This window comes from Serratia sp. UGAL515B_01 (assembly GCF_033095805.1).
Classification (GTDB): Bacteria; Pseudomonadota; Gammaproteobacteria; order Enterobacterales; family Enterobacteriaceae; genus Chania.
Genome location: NZ_CP109901.1, coordinates 4111437 through 4127651 on the forward strand (window position 1 = coordinate 4111437; position 16215 = coordinate 4127651).

The 16215-nt window shown below is 52.1% G+C and carries 14 protein-coding genes and 1 pseudogene; 12 read left to right on the plus strand and 3 right to left on the minus strand.

The annotated features are described in order from the left end of the window. The first annotated feature begins 53 nt into the window (after positions 1-53). Positions 54-1886, plus strand: coding sequence for an ATP-dependent DNA helicase RecQ (recQ, locus tag OK023_RS18610; protein WP_317694121.1), 1833 nt, complete (start codon positions 54-56; stop codon positions 1884-1886). Between the two features lie 12 nt (positions 1887-1898). After that, complete coding sequence (gene rhtC, locus OK023_RS18615; RefSeq protein ID WP_317694122.1) at positions 1899-2525, plus strand: threonine export protein RhtC; 627 nt, start codon at positions 1899-1901, stop codon at positions 2523-2525. A gap of 12 nt (positions 2526-2537) precedes the next feature. On the opposite strand, the gene rhtB is transcribed toward rhtC, so the two are convergent. Next, on the minus strand, positions 2538-3158 hold the full coding sequence (rhtB, locus tag OK023_RS18620; protein ID WP_317694123.1) for a homoserine/homoserine lactone efflux protein: 621 nt from the start codon (positions 3156-3158) through the stop codon (positions 2538-2540). Between the two features lie 201 nt (positions 3159-3359). Here rhtB and pldB point away from each other — a divergent pair, with 201 nt between their 5' ends. From pldB to OK023_RS18670, 10 genes and pseudogenes are all read left to right on the plus strand, one after another. After that, positions 3360-4397: a lysophospholipase L2 gene (pldB, locus tag OK023_RS18625; RefSeq protein WP_317694124.1), complete on the plus strand. Its 1038-nt coding sequence runs from the start codon at positions 3360-3362 to the stop codon at positions 4395-4397. Between the two features lie 11 nt (positions 4398-4408). Further along, positions 4409-5209 (plus strand): sugar/pyridoxal phosphate phosphatase YigL, encoded by an 801-nt coding sequence (gene yigL / locus OK023_RS18630; protein WP_317694125.1) that lies wholly within the window; start codon positions 4409-4411, stop codon positions 5207-5209. 274 nt (positions 5210-5483) lie between these two features. Further along, complete coding sequence (locus OK023_RS18635; protein WP_317694126.1) at positions 5484-6152, plus strand: cysteine hydrolase; 669 nt, start codon at positions 5484-5486, stop codon at positions 6150-6152. A gap of 31 nt (positions 6153-6183) precedes the next feature. Further along, positions 6184-7080 (plus strand): DUF2877 domain-containing protein, encoded by an 897-nt coding sequence (locus OK023_RS18640; RefSeq protein ID WP_317694127.1) that lies wholly within the window; start codon positions 6184-6186, stop codon positions 7078-7080. 113 nt (positions 7081-7193) lie between these two features. After that, complete coding sequence (fdrA, locus tag OK023_RS18645; protein ID WP_317694128.1) at positions 7194-8753, plus strand: acyl-CoA synthetase FdrA; 1560 nt, start codon at positions 7194-7196, stop codon at positions 8751-8753. Then, positions 8750-10172 (plus strand): annotated as a pseudogene (locus OK023_RS18650) (DUF1116 domain-containing protein); the annotation flags it as partial. The gene fdrA and the pseudogene OK023_RS18650, both read left to right, overlap by 4 nt. Continuing rightward, positions 10168-11127: a carbamate kinase gene (arcC, locus tag OK023_RS18655; protein ID WP_317694131.1), complete on the plus strand. Its 960-nt coding sequence runs from the start codon at positions 10168-10170 to the stop codon at positions 11125-11127. The pseudogene OK023_RS18650 and the gene arcC, both read left to right, overlap by 5 nt. A 141-nt stretch (positions 11128-11268) precedes the next feature. Beyond that, the gene (locus OK023_RS18660) at positions 11269-11661 is read left to right on the plus strand and encodes a glutamyl-tRNA amidotransferase (protein ID WP_317694133.1); all 393 of its coding nucleotides are present in this window, start codon (positions 11269-11271) and stop codon (positions 11659-11661) included. A 130-nt stretch (positions 11662-11791) separates the two neighbouring features. Beyond that, positions 11792-13009, plus strand: coding sequence for a cytosine permease (locus tag OK023_RS18665; protein ID WP_317694134.1), 1218 nt, complete (start codon positions 11792-11794; stop codon positions 13007-13009). A gap of 278 nt (positions 13010-13287) precedes the next feature. Then, positions 13288-14196, plus strand: coding sequence for a LysR substrate-binding domain-containing protein (locus OK023_RS18670; protein WP_317694135.1), 909 nt, complete (start codon positions 13288-13290; stop codon positions 14194-14196). A 5-nt stretch (positions 14197-14201) separates the two neighbouring features. On the opposite strand, the gene OK023_RS18675 is transcribed toward OK023_RS18670, so the two are convergent. Next, the gene (locus tag OK023_RS18675; RefSeq protein ID WP_317694136.1) at positions 14202-14912 is read right to left on the minus strand and encodes a hypothetical protein; all 711 of its coding nucleotides are present in this window, start codon (positions 14910-14912) and stop codon (positions 14202-14204) included. Between the two features lie 157 nt (positions 14913-15069). Continuing rightward, positions 15070-16149: a glycerophosphodiester phosphodiesterase gene (gene glpQ, locus OK023_RS18680; protein WP_317694137.1), complete on the minus strand. Its 1080-nt coding sequence runs from the start codon at positions 16147-16149 to the stop codon at positions 15070-15072. Positions 16150-16215: the final 66 nt, after the last annotated feature.

A 16215-nucleotide genomic window follows, 5' to 3' on the forward strand; every position in this document is an offset into this window, starting at 1 on the left:
GAGCGGTACCAGGCCAGGCTTGGCACCGTTGTTGCGTAAAAATGGGGAAGCGTGTGTCAACAGCAGCAGTGATAAACAGAGAGTTGCTGGCAGAGCAGGTATTACGTGATACGTTCGGCTACCAGCGCTTTCGGCCGGGTCAGCAAACGATTATCAACGCAGTCATCGGTGGCCAGGATTGCCTGGTAGTGATGCCAACTGGCGGTGGAAAATCGCTGTGCTATCAAATCCCAGCTCTAGTGATGGATGGGTTAACGCTGGTGGTTTCGCCGCTGATTTCCTTGATGAAAGATCAGGTCGACCAACTCCTTGCCTATGGTGTTTCCGCTGCTTGCTATAACTCAACGCAAACGCGAGAACAACAGCTAGCGGTGATGGCAGGTTGCCGCAGTGGCAAGATCAAAATGCTGTATATCGCCCCCGAACGGTTGATGATGGACAGCTTCCTTGATTTGCTCGAACACTGCCCACCTGCGCTGCTGGCGGTGGATGAAGCACATTGTATTTCCCAGTGGGGTCATGATTTCCGTCCTGAATATCGTGCCCTTGGTCAGTTAAAGCATCGTTTTCCAACCATGCCGGTTGTAGCGCTGACGGCTACGGCGGATGAAACCACGAGAGGAGATATTGTGCGCCTGCTGGCGCTGCATGAACCGCTGATTCAGATTAGCAGCTTCGATCGCCCGAACATCCGTTACACGCTGGTGGAAAAGTTTAAGCCGCTCGAACAACTGTGGCGCTTTGTGCAGGACCAGCGTGGTAAGAGTGGCATTATTTATTGCAACAGCCGCGCCAAGGTGGAAGATACCACGGCACGTTTACAAAGCCGTGGATTAAGCGTGGCTGCTTACCATGCAGGGTTAGAGAATGAGCGCCGTTCGCAGGTGCAGGAAGCCTTTTTGCGCGACGATTTACAGGTGGTGGTAGCAACTGTTGCCTTTGGCATGGGGATCAATAAACCCAACGTACGTTTTGTGGTTCACTTCGATATTCCGCGCAACATAGAGTCCTATTATCAGGAGACTGGCCGCGCAGGGCGCGATGGCCTGCCGGCTGAAGCGATCCTGTTGTATGACCCGGCTGATATGGCCTGGTTACGCCGTTGCTTGGAAGAAAAACCTGTTGGTCAGCAGTTGAATATTGAACGTCACAAGCTGAATGCTATGGGGGCGTTTGCTGAAGCACAGACCTGTCGTCGGCTGGTGTTACTGAATTACTTTGGTGAGGGTAAGCAGCAATCCTGCGGTAACTGTGATATCTGCCTCGATCCACCCAAGCGTTATGACGGCCTGGATGATGCTCGAAAAGCCCTTTCGGCGATTGGTCGCGTTGGTCAACGGTTCGGTATTGGCTACGTAGTGGAAGTGCTGCGTGGTGCTAATAACCAGCGTATTCGCGAATTTGGCCATGAAAAACTGCCCGTGTATGGTATTGGCCGTGATCAAACTACTGAACACTGGACCAGTGTGTTACGGCAGTTGATACATCTAGGTTTTATCACCCAGAACATTGCGATGCATTCGGCGTTACAGCTGACAGAAGCCGCACGTCCGGTGTTGCGAGGGGAAGTGGTGCTGCAACTCGCGGTGCCGCGTATTCAGAGCTTTAAGGTTCGCAGCAGTGCCAATCAGAAATCTTATGCTGGCAATTACGATCGCAAACTGTTTGCCAAACTGCGCAAGCTGCGTAAGTCGATTGCCGACGAAGAGAACATTCCACCCTATGTGGTGTTTAACGATGCGACGCTGTTAGAGATGGCAGAACAGATGCCGATCAAAGCCAGCGAGTTGTTGAGTGTCAACGGCGTAGGCCAACGGAAACTGGAACGATTTGGGGCTCCCTTTATGGGGATGATCCGTGATCATTTGGATAATGCTGATGAATAAGGATGAACAATCATGCTGATGTTGTTTTTGAAGGTGGCAGTAGTGCATTTGATAGCACTGATGAGCCCAGGGCCAGATTTCTTTTTCGTATCACAAACTGCGGTCAGCCGTTCGCGTCGTGAAGCAATGATGGGTGTGGTGGGGATTTCTCTCGGTGTCATGGTCTGGGCCGGGGTGGCATTGCTCGGACTGAATTTGATCCTGCAGAAGATGGCATGGCTACATCAGATTATTATGGTCGGTGGTGGCCTTTACCTGTGCTGGATGGGCTGGCAATTGTTACGCTCTGCCCGTCGGCAGAATGGGCAAACTGTGTCTGCGGAAGCGGTGGCGGTCGTGTTACCCAAACCCGGTCACAGTTTTATTCGTGGTTTGCTGACTAATCTTTCTAACCCCAAAGCGGTTATTTACTTCGGTAGCGTATTTTCGCTGTTTGTTGGCGAAGAAGTTGGGGCTGGTGCCCGTTGGGGATTATTTGCTTTGATCACGGGTGAAACTTTTGTCTGGTTTACTCTAGTTGCTATAGTGTTCGCGCTGCCCACTATGCGCCGAGGTTATCAGCGCATAGCGAAATGGATCGATGGCTTTGCGGGGGCCTTGTTTACTGGTTTTGGTCTGCATTTGATCTTCACTCGTTAAGATCGTCTGGGGTCATGCTTTTCTGGCTGTTGCCAGTAGTCCAGCCACCAGAATAAACAACGAGCCAAAAATACGGTTCAACAGTTGCATTTGGCGCGGTGTTTTCAACCAACCGGCAATGCGTGTTGCCAGTGTGGCGTAACCAATCATCACGAAAATATCGACCACCACCGTGGTGACACCCAGAATGACGTACTGCTCGGCCTGGGGCTGATTGGGCAGAATAAACTGTGGAAACAGCGCCGCCAAGAACACAATGCTTTTGGGGTTGCTCAGGTTGACTAAGACGGCCCGCTGAAACAGGCGACGACGGGGTATGGTACCTGCCAACGTGTGTAAATCCAACGCGCCAGCGGCACGCCATTGCTGAAGTCCCAACCAAATCAGATAGCCCACGCCGAACCATTTCAGTAGTTCAAAAGCCAACAGCGACTGTGAAACGATGGCACCTAGGCCAATCCCCACCAGTACGATATGGATACTCAATCCTACCTGTAGCCCGGCAATCGACGCCGCAGCACCACGAAGACCGTGGCTGATCCCGGTACTCATGGTATTGATAGCACCAGAGCCTGGAGAAAGGCTGAGAATAAAGGTTGTCAGCAGATAGGTTAACCACCAGTCTAAGGTCATTGTAATGCTCCCTGAATACGCTAATTTGTGCCACAATACTCTATACCCGTTGTCTTTCAAGCTACAGCATTGTTGATTTGAGTTACCCCAGTTACTTACCAAGGTCAGCTGCAGGACATAACCGTGCTTGCTGCTTGGCTATAACTTGAAATCCATAGGGTGGACATTTCTATAAGTGCTACCCCCTTTAAAAGGCAGGTAATGACGTCACTCACTCGTGTTCCAGATGAATGGTTAAACCGTGAAAAACAATTTTCCGCATTTGCGACAGGGCCATTGCTGGACTTTTGGCGACAGCGGGAAGAGGGCGAATTCGCGGGCATCGGTGACGTACCTATCCGTTTTGTGCGCTTCAGTTCGCCGCTGCATCAGCGTGTCGTTGTGGTTAGCCCAGGACGAATCGAAAGCTACGTCAAATATCCAGAAGTTGCCTACGACCTGTTTCATAGCGGTTACGACGTGATGATTATTGATCATCGTGGGCAAGGGCGTTCAGGACGTATGCTGCCAGACCCACATCGTGGTCATGTGGTCAACTTTACTGATTATGTTGAAGATTTTGCTCGGTTTTACCATCAGGAAGTCGAACCGCGTGGTTACAGGCAGTGTTTGGCGTTGGCCCACTCGATGGGAGGCGCAATACTGGCGCAGTTCCTTATACGGGAACCGCAAGCTTTTGCGGCGGCGGTACTGTGTGCACCGATGTTGGGTATTTATCTGCCGATGCCGGATTGGATGGCCAATAAAATTCTCAACTGGACAGAAAAACGCCCATTACTTCGTGACTACTATGCGGTAGGTACTGGGCAGTGGCGGCCTTTACCTTATGTGGTGAATGTGCTGACCCATAGTCGTGAGCGGTATCGTCGCAGCCTGAGCTGTTATGCCGATTATCCCGACCTGCAAGTGGGCGGGCCAACCTATCATTGGGTCCGGGAAAGTATTCAGGCGGGTCGGCAGATCATCGCTCAGGCCGCTAAAATCACGACACCGATTTTATTATTGCAAGCCAGTGAGGATCGGGTCGTCGATAACCGTTCCCACTGGGATTTTTGTCAGGCACTTTCAGACGCGGGGCACCCATGTGAAGGGGGAAAACCCTGGGTTATCAAAGGCGCACGCCATGAGATCTTGTTTGAGCGGGACGCGATGCGCGCCGAGGCACTGAATGTAATCCTGCATTTCTTTGCCCAACATTTAGGCGGTAATGTTGCCGCCGACAATTCCATCAGAGGTTAGAACATATCGCTATGTATCACGTCGTTGCTTCCGATTTAGATGGCACGCTGCTATCACCCGACCATACCTTGACACCTTATGCTAAAGAAACGCTGCAACTGCTGACACAGCGTGGCGTGCACTTTATTTTCGCCACAGGACGCCATCATATCGATGTTTCCCAGATCCGCGATAATCTTGGTATTAGCGCTTTTATGATTACCTCTAACGGTGCGCGCGTGCACAACACCGAAGGGGAATTGCTCTTTAGTCACAATCTGGATCAGGATATCGCCCGCGATCTTTATAATATGATGCATGATAACCAGGATATCCTGACCAACGTCTACCGCAACGACGACTGGTTCATGAACCGCGAAAGCCCAGAGCAGGAAAAATTCTTCCAAGAGTCGATCTTTAAATACCAGTTGTTTGAGCCAGGTCTGCTGGAAACGGATGGTGTGTGTAAGGTGTACTTCACCAGTGACGACCATGACAAACTACTGCCGCTGGAAGACGCCATCAATGCACGCTGGGGCGATCGGGTTAACGTCAGCTTCTCATTACCCACCTGCCTTGAGGTGATGGCGGGCGGCGTATCGAAAGGCCATGCACTGGAAGAAGTGGCCAAAATTATCGGTTATTCGCTGAAAGAGTGTATCGCCTTTGGCGACGGCATGAACGATTTGGAAATGCTGTCGATGGCAGGAAAGGGCTGCATCATGCGTGATGCTCACCAACGCCTGAAAGACACGCTACCGGATCTTGAGGTTATTGGCTCTAATGCTGATGACGCTGTGCCGCACTATCTGCGCAAAATGTTCCTGGCTTAATGCACAGGGCGTAGCCTTAATCTGGCTGCGCCCCTAGGTTTGATCTAAGAGACTTAGCTCACATTCCATCAACGATTTTTTCGATTTTATTCCCCTTCCTGCATCAACTTAATTGCAGCCAAAACAGCACATGGCGGTAATCTCATACAAAGTATCAGGGTATTTGACTGCTGCAAATTTTTCGTTGCTACGCGAGAAATCCTTTATCTGTTATGTCTGACGCAGCCGCTTATACTCCAATCAGACAACAAAATGATGATTCAGGAGAGACGCCATGACACGGAAAACTTTTCACGCAGAACCTTTCCCTCTACCGTTCGATATCGCGAGTACTGCGCTGGTATTGATTGATATGCAGAGAGATTTTGTTGAGCCCGGTGGCTTTGGTGAAGCATTGGGTAACGATGTCTCTTTCGTTCGCAGTGCCATTGAACCCTGCAAGCGGGTTCTGGATGCCGCGCGCGGCCAGGGATTGCTGGTGATCCACACTCGTGAAGGTCACCGTGCCGACTTGAGCGATTGTCCTCCTGCCAAATTAACTCGTGGCGGACAAACCTTTATCGGTACTCATGGGCCGATGGGTCGCATTCTGGTAAGGGGCGAGGCGGGCCACGACATTATTCCTGAACTTTACCCGCAAGCGGGTGAACCGGTGATCGACAAACCGGGTAAAGGCGCGTTTTACCAGACCGACCTGCATTTGATTTTGCAAAACCATGGCATCAAAACGTTGATTGTTTGTGGTGTGACAACCGAAGTGTGCGTCAATACTACGGTACGTGAAGCTAACGATCGCGGCTACGAATGCATCATCCCACAAGATTGTGTGGGGTCTTACTTCCCCGAGTTCCAGAAATATGCTTTAGAGATGATCAAAGCCCAGGGCGCGATTTTTGGCTGGGTCACTGATGCATCCGCAATTGTGGATGGGTTACAAAACTGATCGGCGGGAAGCCGGAGGTGGGAGAAGAATCATGACATTCAGGGTGTTTTCGGCACTTTCTGTGGGTTATCTGGCGGTCGGCCGACTAGCAGAACAGGGGCGCCTCTTGGTGCACAGCTGTTTTCAACGCTCGATAAATCTCTCTCACTCTGATGGTTATCTACTGTCGTTGCTGAGTGGTGACTTTCAGGATTTGCCGGACGCCATCCGCATCTCGGTGGGTGACGATTGGGATTGGCGTTATCAGGCGCGGATTGGCCAAGTTGTCACTTTTCGTCAAGGTATGCTGCAAGGCGCAGGCTGGTGCGTCGCACTAAACGGCGCTTCGCGTTGGCAGCCAAAACAAGGATTGTCGCAGGCATGGCACCCAGCCTTACTGACAGCCTGCCGCCACTATCCTACGTTGGCGTGGCAACTTGGCCGGTATTGTCAGCAAAACCATAGCGAAAGCGATTTGCAGCTACTGCCTGACATGGAACAACGCGGTGCGTTACGCACTCCGCCACCACGCCCGGTACAGCTTCGGCTGACAGACAGTCCTGAACGACTGGCAGCCGAAGTAACCGCACTGATTGGCTACGGGCGCGGGCTAACCCCCGATGGGGATGACTATCTACTGGGCTATATGGCAGCACTGTGGCCATGGCGGCAGCATCCCCTGCTTGCAAACCATGACGCTACGTTACGTCGCTTTATCGGCAACCAATTGATGCGTACCAACGATATTAGCCGACATTACCTGGCGCGCGCGTTGGAGGGGCATTTTTCTGCCCCGGTCTGCCAGTTGATGTCAGTGCTTAGTTCCACAGCCTCTATTGTGAAGGTTCAGGCTGCAGCACGTGAAGTAATGCAGTTTGGGGCTTCATCCGGTGTGGACTGCTTAGCTGGGATCTTGCATGGCTTGAGAACGTTAAGAAGCCTGCTTTGAACTCGGTTCGACGAACTTACTGATTTTAGCATGCTGAAATTTAATGATTTTCAGCAGGAAACCCTTGCGCCTGAATTTTTCAGTAGCAGGCGAATTTCGAACAGGTAAATGCGATGAGTGTAATGCATAAAGTTTTTGCCAATCTCTATCAGGACTCAGTTTCGCTGATGCAGATTTCAGCGCAAATCAGCAAACTCCCTGGTATTGAACAGGCATCGGTAGTGATGGGAACGGAAACCAACCTGGCTCAACTGCGGGATGCAGGTCTGGATGATGGTGGTAACGCTGGGCCAAACGATTTGATTATCGCTGTCAGGGGAGATGCTGATGCTTGCACCGAAGCGCTGGAAATTGCCCATCAGCGTCTTAACAGTAAACCACAGGAAAATGGCACGGATGGCCCACGTGCGCCGCAGTTAGTGAGCCTGGAAATGGCCGTTGAGCAGCAGGCTGATATCAATCTGGCGCTGATTTCCGTACCGGGAGATTATGCGGCGGCGGAAGCTATCAAGGCATTAAATCTGGGCATGAACGTCATGTTGTTCAGCGACAACGTCAGCCTGGCGCAGGAAAAACAGATCAAGTTACTGGCCCAACGTAAAAACCGCTTGGTGATGGGGCCGGATTGCGGTACAGCCATTATCAATGGCTTACCACTGGGTTTTGCCAACGTGGTAAAAGCTGGTTCGATCGGTATTGTTGGGGCATCGGGTACCGGTTTGCAGGAAGTAAGCTGTCGTATCGATCAACTTAGTGCGGGGATTTCGCAGGCGCTGGGTACTGGTGGACACGATCTGCACGAAGAGATCGGCGGGATTTCAATGCTGCACGGACTAGAGGCACTGGCGAGTGACCCGACAACCCAAGTGATTGTGCTGATCTCCAAACCGCCCGCCCGCCCGGTGGCGGAACGTATTCTTGAACGCGCTCAGGCGTGCGGTAAACCCGTCGTGGTCAACTTCCTGGGAGCCGTTCCCGAAGAGATTCGCCGCCCTGGGATCACCGTTGCGGCGACGTTAGCCGACGCGGCCGGGATCGCGGTTGCACTGGCTAATGGCCAGCCTGCACCAGATTCGGTGACGCTTATCCCGCATCAGGATCTACAGATGTTGCAACAGACCAGTACCCTATTGCCTGCCACACGCCGGGCAATTCGCGGTGTTTTTGCTGGTGGCACCTTCTGCTACGAAGGACAGCTTTTGTGCCAACAGCAAGGATTTATTGCCGCTTCCAATACGCCGGTCAAAGGTAACGCCAAGCTGACAGATATTTGGCGTAGCCAGGGTCATACGCTGATCGACATGGGAGACGATGATTTCACCCGTGGCAGACCGCACCCGATGATCGACCCAACTTTGCGCAACCAACGCATTGTGGCTGAGTTAAATGACCCAGAGACCGCCGTAGTGCTGTTTGATCTGGTATTAGGCTATGGCGCAGCCGCCGAACCTGCGAGCGAACTGCTCACGTTGTTGAGCCAACATAAAAGCCAGAACGGGCCACTGTTGATTGCCCACGTGTGCGGCACAGAAGCCGATCCTCAACAACGTTCACGTCAGATTGACGCACTGCGTCAGGCTGGTGTCCTGGTTGCCGGTTGCAACGCCCTGGCAGCGCTGTGGGCCAGCCAAATTGCTCATATTCAGGCTGAGAAAAACGGAGAAACAGCATGAACCCATTATTTCAGCAGCCACTGAAAGTGGTTAACGCCGGATTGGCTGGTTTTGCCGACAACCTGAAACAGGCGAACGGTGATGTGGTCGCACTTCATTGGCAACCGCCAGCAATGGGTAACGTTCAGGCAGGCCTGGATCTGGCGGCGTTGATCCGTCATCCGCTGGTTGAGCAAGCCAATCAAATCGCCCTGGAACGTTATTTGAGCGCTCAGCCCGTGCTGGTCGACGTGCTAAGTGCCGGTGAAGCCATTGCCGCTATGGCCCAACGCAAGCTGATCCTGCATTCCGGGCCACCGATAGCTTGGCCAGATATGTGTGGCCCGGTGAAAGGCGCAATCATTGGCGCAATCTTGTTTGAGGGGTGGGCCAGCGACCACCAAAGCGCCGAGCGTTTAGTGGAAGAAGGTCAGATTGATCTGGAACCTTGCCACCATCATCAAGCGGTTGGCCCGATGGCCGGAATTATCAGTCCGTCGATGCCGCTGTGGGTCATTGAGAATAAAACTAACGGCAAACGAGCGTTCAGCAACTTCAACGAAGGGCTGGGTAAGGTTCTGCGGTTTGGTGCCAACAACGAAGAAGTCCTGCAACGCCTGCAGTGGATGAAGCAGGAGCTGGCTCCGGCGCTAAAAGCGGCGGTTAGCCAAATGGGTGAACTGGAGCTAAAACCGTTGATGGCGCAGGCACTGCATATGGGCGATGAGGTTCACAATCGTAACTCTGCTGCCACCGGCTTGCTGATCAAGCAAGTGGTGCCCGCATTGCTGGCCTGTAACCTGCCGCTGGAAACGCTGCAACGGGTTGTGGCGTTCATTACCGGTAACGATCACTTTTTCCTCAATCTGTCGATGGCGGCCTGTAAAGCCATGATGGATGCGGCTACTGGCGTGCCGTACAGCTCAATGGTCACTGTGATGGCCCGCAATGGGGTCAATTTTGGTATTCGTTTGTCCGGCACTGGCGATCGCTGGTTCCAGGCACCGGCCAACGCGGTTGAAGGGTTGTTCTTCCCTGGTTTCGGTGTCGATGACGCGGCTGCGGATTTAGGGGACAGTGCGATCACTGAAACCGCGGGAGTGGGAGGATTTGCCATGGCCTCTTCACCGGCCATCGTTAAATTTGTTGGTGGTACACCAGCCGATGCCACCAATAACAGCCGCCGTATGCAGGCGATAACCATCGGGGCTAACCCGGCCTTTACGCTGCCAGCACTTAACTTTGCGCCAACGGCAGCGGGGATCGATGCCCGCAAGGTGGCTGACCGTCAAATCCTGCCGGTGATTAATACCGGTATTGCCCACAAGCAGGCAGGAGTGGGGCAAATTGGTGCCGGTATTACTACTGCGCCAATGCCCTGCTTTGTCGACGCCATTCAGGCGCTAGCCCAGTCACTGTCTGCGGGAGAATAATCATGAGCAGACCTTTAGCGGTAGTTGCCGTTGGTGGCAACGCACTGATCCAGAGCGACCAACATACCAGTATTCCCGACCAGTATCAGGCGGTGATGGGAACGGTAGGGCACGTCGTAGAGATGATCGAAGCCGGTTGGGATCTGGTTCTGACCCACGGTAACGGGCCGCAGGTTGGTTTTATCCTGCGCCGTTCTGAACTGTCAGCAGAAGAAGTGGCACCCGTACCGCTGGACTACGCGGTAGGCGATACACAGGGTGCGATTGGCTACATGTTCCAGAAAGCCCTGAATAACGAATTGCAACGGCGTGGTATTCAGCGGCCCGTGGTGGCGTTGGTGACACAAACTCTGGTGGATGTAAACGATAAGGCATTCCAGTATCCCAACAAGCCGGTAGGGGCATTTTTCGATCGCCAAACGGCGTTGGAGCGTCAGCAGGAATTGGGCTGGACAGTGATGGAGGATGCCGGCCGAGGTTGGCGGCGTACCGTGCCGTCACCCGCTCCGTTGGAGATCGTTGAGCGTGAGGTGATAAGCCAACTCTTGGCACAAGGGTGCATCGTGATTGCCTGTGGCGGCGGTGGTATCCCGGTCATACGGGATGAGCATCAACAGTTGCAGGGGGTGGAAGCGGTGATCGACAAAGATCTCGCCTCTGCGCTGCTGGCAGAACAGTTGGGTGCCGATCTGCTGATGATCCCCACCGGTGTTGAACAGGTCGCCATTAATTTTGGTACACCACAGCAACAGTGGTTGGATGAGCTAAGCATTGAGCAGGCAGAGGATTTACTGCAGCAGGGGCAGTTTGGTGCTGGCAGTATGCAGCCGAAAATAGAAGCGATCCTGCGGTTTGTCAGCAATAGCTTGCAACAGGGAAAACACGGCCAGGGTTTGATTACCAGCCCACAGGCGATTAAAGCCGCGCTGAATCACCAGACCGGCACTTGGATTAAATCATAACTGTACCCAAGCTCGTTCAAGTTGCAGGTAGGCGGCAAGCGAGTGAGTCCCCAGGAGAATAGCCCACTATGTGACTGGGGTGAACGAACGAAGCCAACACCGCTGCAGCTTGAATGGCGATGGGTATAAAAGGAAAAAATAATGAGTCTGACAACTGTTGTCGCCGTTAACGGCACATTGATGCGTGGCCTGGAACTTAACGGCAACATGATTTCGGCTGGCGGTGTTTTTGTGCGCGAAGATCAAACCGATGCCCATTATCGGCTGTGGAGTATTAACGATCGTCACCCGGGGATGATTCGGGTCATGGAAGGTGGTGTTTCTATCGCTTTGGAGCTGTGGGAACTGCCTCTGGCCTCGTTTGCCACCCTGTTGTTGAGCGAGCCGGCTGGGTTGGCGATCGGCAAGGTGAAACTGCTTGATGGTAGCGAAGTGCTGGGCGTTTTGGCGGAGCCTTGGCTAGTAGAGGGGCAGAAGGAAATCACTGATCATGGTGGCTGGCGGCAATATACCGGCGAAACCTTTAACGGTTGAATTTATTGATGTTCAAGACAAAGGCCGTGTCCCTTAACTGCACGTGGGCGTAGTCACACCCTCAAATGACCCCAGCTCTTTGGGGTCACGATGGCGCTCAGGGCTCGGCCTGGTTTACTGGGGATAATGCATGCGTAAAACAGACGAAAACATCAATACCGCATCCGGTTTTCACATTGCGATGATCCTGCTGGGGATTGCCGTCACGCCGGTGCTGCTCTCATCGTCTAGCTTGGGTAGTCAACTGTCCCGCGCTGGGCTTATCACAGTGGTGGCATTGGGCGGTGTGATCCTGGCCGTGTTGTCGGCCATCACTATTTGCGTCGGGGAGAAGGCTCGGTTACCCACTTACGGCATCGTGAAATACCCTTTCGGTGAGCGCGGGGCGATTGCCATCAACATCCTGATGGCAATCAGCCTGTTCGGTTGGATTGCTGTGACGGCTAACATGTTTGGTCACTCGCTACACGATCTGCTGGCGCAGCATGGCATGGAGCTGCCTATAGCGCTTTTGGTTGCGCTGGGTTGCTGCATCTTTGTCGTCTCTACGGCCTTTGGGTTTGCCGTGCTAGGAAAAGTGGCGCAAATCGCGGTGCCGGTTATTGCACTAGTATTGTGCTATATCCTGTATGTGGCGACGCACGGTCAGGCCGACTTGGTGCAGAGCGTTGGCAAGATGGAGATTGGGGTCGCCGTATCTACCGTGGTGGGAACGATCATTGTGCTGGTCGCCACCTTGCCAGACTTTGGCAGCTTTGCGCATAACCGCAAGCATGCGCTGATTGGCGCGTTTATGACTTTCCTGGTTGCCTATCCTATCCTCTACTGGGTGGGCGCAACGCCAAGTGCCCTGAGTGGCCAAAGTTCATTGCTGGCGGCAATGGCGGCATTCGGCTCGGTATTGCCAGCGGCGCTGTTGTTGATCTTCGCCTGTATCACGGGTAATGCGGGCAATATGTTTCAGGGCACGCTGGTGGTTTCAACACTATTAACCCGTTTTCCTAAATGGCAGATCACACTGGCGCTTGGCATACTGTCGGCGATTGTTGGCAGCATGGATATCATGGGTTGGTTTATTCCGTTCCTGCTGTTTCTGGGCATTGCCACACCACCGGTCGCCGGTATCTACATTGCTGACTTTTTCCTCTATCGTCGTCACGGTTATCAGGAAAAGGTGCTGGCTACTGAACCGCAGATCAAACTACTGACCTTCGTAGCATGGTTTGCCGGGGCGGCGGTGGGCTTTATGACCGTCAAAGGTATCTTCACTTTGACCACTATCCCTTCGGTGGACTCGATCCTGGTGGCCTGTGTGGGGTATGCGTTGTTGAGCCGGATAGGCAGGTAAAAAAATAAAGCTAGGCTGGCTACTCGGCTCGTCCTTGGCACGTTCCCGTCAGTGGCCACTGCAAGCTGCGTTCAAATTTGCTCCCGGCACACCCCAGCCACTTGAGTTCCGTGAGCTCCTGGGGATTATGAGTCTCATTAATGAGACTCACCCTACTGACCAGCGTTGCCGTCTTCCTGCAACTCGAATTATTTAGAGTATAATCCAGCATAATGAACAGACCACCCGCATTCCTGTGCGGGTGGTCTTTCCTCTATAGGCTGACTCAGGGAATCATTATGTTTATCTCCGACGAAACATTGCGGGTTGTTCATCTGGTTGCGAAATACCAGAGCATCACTACTGCTGCCGAGCACCTGAACAAAGTCCCTTCAGCGATTAGCTACACGGTTAAAAAATTAGAGGAGAGTTTTGGCATTGAGCTGTTTTTACGCAAAGGCCGCTATATCGAACTGACCCCAGCAGGGGAGTATTTTATCGAGCAAAGCAAAACCATCCTTAACGATTTGGATGCGTTACGGCGCAATACTGCATTGATCCACGGCGGTGTAGAGCAGGAGTTGACAATAGCGGTGAACAATATTATCCCCCGTTCGGCGATTGTTGAGTTTGTCTGTGATTTTGAGCTGGCGTTTCCGTCCACACGTTTGACGATTGATACCGAAGTGTATAACGGGTGCTGGGATGCGCTGTATAGCAAAAGGGCCAACCTGGTGATTGGTGCACCCCACGTAGTGCCGAGTACCGAAGGGATTATCAGCGAGTCTATCGGCCATTTGGAGTGGGATTTTGTCGTTGGGCCACAGCATCCGTTGGCAACCCAGGTTCAGCCGTTGCAAAACGCTGCATTGCGTCAGTATCCGGCGATTTGTATTCGTGATACCGCAGTGAACTTTGTGCCGCAGCAGGCCTGGTTACTGGAAGGACAAAAGCCAATGTTTGTCCCTGATTTTGCCACCGCCATTGAACTGGTCCAGCGCAATGTTGCGATTGGTTATGTGCCCCATCACCTAGCGTTACCGCTGCTGAATGCAGGTTCGATGGTGAAAAAACCGATGCAGGAACATAAGCATGCTACGCAGCTCTTTTTAGCCGCCCGTTCTGATGGTATGGGAAAAGTCAGCCGTTGGTGTATGGATTATCTGCTGGCACCCTCGTTCCACGCCAGATTACATGGACAGTTATGAGGCGGTTACTGTTGAACCTCGTAGACCAAATCATAGGAAGATAATTTCCCCCCTGGGGTTCCCTGGATCAGTTCTATGTCCTGCTCCAAACTGCAGAATAAAGCGGCGCTGCTGCGAAGTGGTGAAGCATAGGTAATATCGAAGAACAGTTGTGTGGCGTCTTCAGGCCGGCTGTTTTTCATTTCTTTTTTTATCCACTGTTCCAGCTCCAGCGCTATTTTTTGCAGGTCTTCGTCTTCTTTTAGTAGGTGGATATTAATACCTTTATCTAACTCAAGGCTCGCCAGTTCGTTTTGATATTCCGACTGTAAGACCTGGGGGATCAGTAATGATATTTTTTCGGCCGCGGCATAGGTTCGCAGGAAGGTGGATACTTTCCCTAAAACTGGAGTACCAATAATGTGTGGCCCATGCAGCAACGTTTTTTTCTTGGTTATACGGTAGATATGGGGCTTTTTAACATGATGTAATGTCATGACTGAAGTAAATAGTAAGAGGATTGCGGTAAAAAGTAATGGAATGAACCAGATAAAAAAACTCACTAAATCGGTAAACGGGTGGGAATAACGTTCAACATCATCTGGGCGAAAAAAGCGCAATATCATTTTGAAAATAAGCCCTTCATTCAGCGCATCGGTGACCCAACCGGTCAATACAATGGCGGATAAGGCGTAACATGACGTTTTGATATGATGCAGTAAGACAGAACGTTCCACGGCTTATCTCTCCTTACGCGGTGTCATTGCTATCGACAGTATCCTTTCATCTCAGGGTGTAATAAGCAAGCGAGGGGATCACTGGCAAGGCTTTGGGGAGGGCGTATGCGCGAGATAAGCATACCCCACCGGAGAGATCCGGCGGGGAAAGATAAAGCTACTTGTGTTGCCCTTGTTTTTGTAGGAAGTGCACGCCTTGGTCTGGGAAGTCGGTGAACACACCATCAACTCCGGCCTGATTGTAAATAGCGTCAAATAGCTGATTTACATCGGTGACATATTTCGGCAGTTTATCTGCGCGAATGGTGTAGGGATGTACCTGCAGATTGTTGGCATGTGCGTCTTTCACCATCTCGGTCAGCACGATGTGATTTGGGCTGGATTCTTTTTCGGCAATCAGCATATGGTAGTCAGGGCCGATACCATCAGCATACTGGGCGATCTTTTTCATCGCATCCGGTTTGAACATCCAGTCGTAGTCGTAGTTCACCCATTTGCCATCGGCTTTCTGCTCGTAGGTTTCGTGCCAATCCGTTTGGGCAATCAGCTGCACTAGCTTCAGATCCATCCCCATCTTGGGTTCCAACTGCTCCTTGATGCGCTTTAATTCGTTAGCATCAAAGCATTGTAGATAGACGTTATCGCTCTTCTTGGTGTAGCCATACTGTTTCAGCACCTCCAGCACTTTGGTGGTGATGTCTTTACCTTCCTGCTTATGGAACCATGGTGCTTTGATTTCCGGATAGATACCGATGTTCTTGCCAGTTGAATGGTTTAGCCCCTGAACAAACTCAATCTCTTCCTGGAAGGTATGTACGCGGAAATCGGATTTACCCATTGGGAAACGACCAGGGTAACTTTGCACCTGTTTGCCATCTTTAATATCAAAACCTTCGGTGAACTTCAGGGATTTGATTTCAGACAAAGTAAAATCAATCGCGTAGTAGCGGCCATCTTTGCGTGCCCGATCAGGGAAGCGTTGTGCGACGTCTGTGACGCGATCCAGATAATGATCGTGCAAGACTACCAGCTCGTTATCCTTGGTCATGACTAAATCTTGTTCGAGGAAATCGGCACCCTGTGCGTAGGCCATGGCTTTGGCCGGCAGTGTGTGCTCTGGTAGATAGCCGCTGGCACCACGGTGAGCAATAACCACTTTATCCGCAGCTTGCGTAACATTTAGCATTGAGGCAGCAAGGATGATCCCTGTCAGCAGGGCCGTAGTTTGAGTTCGCATTCTGTTGTGCTCCTTGTTGTGGGCAGAGAGTGGAAAAAGGTCGCGATGTGCGACCTTTGGCAATTA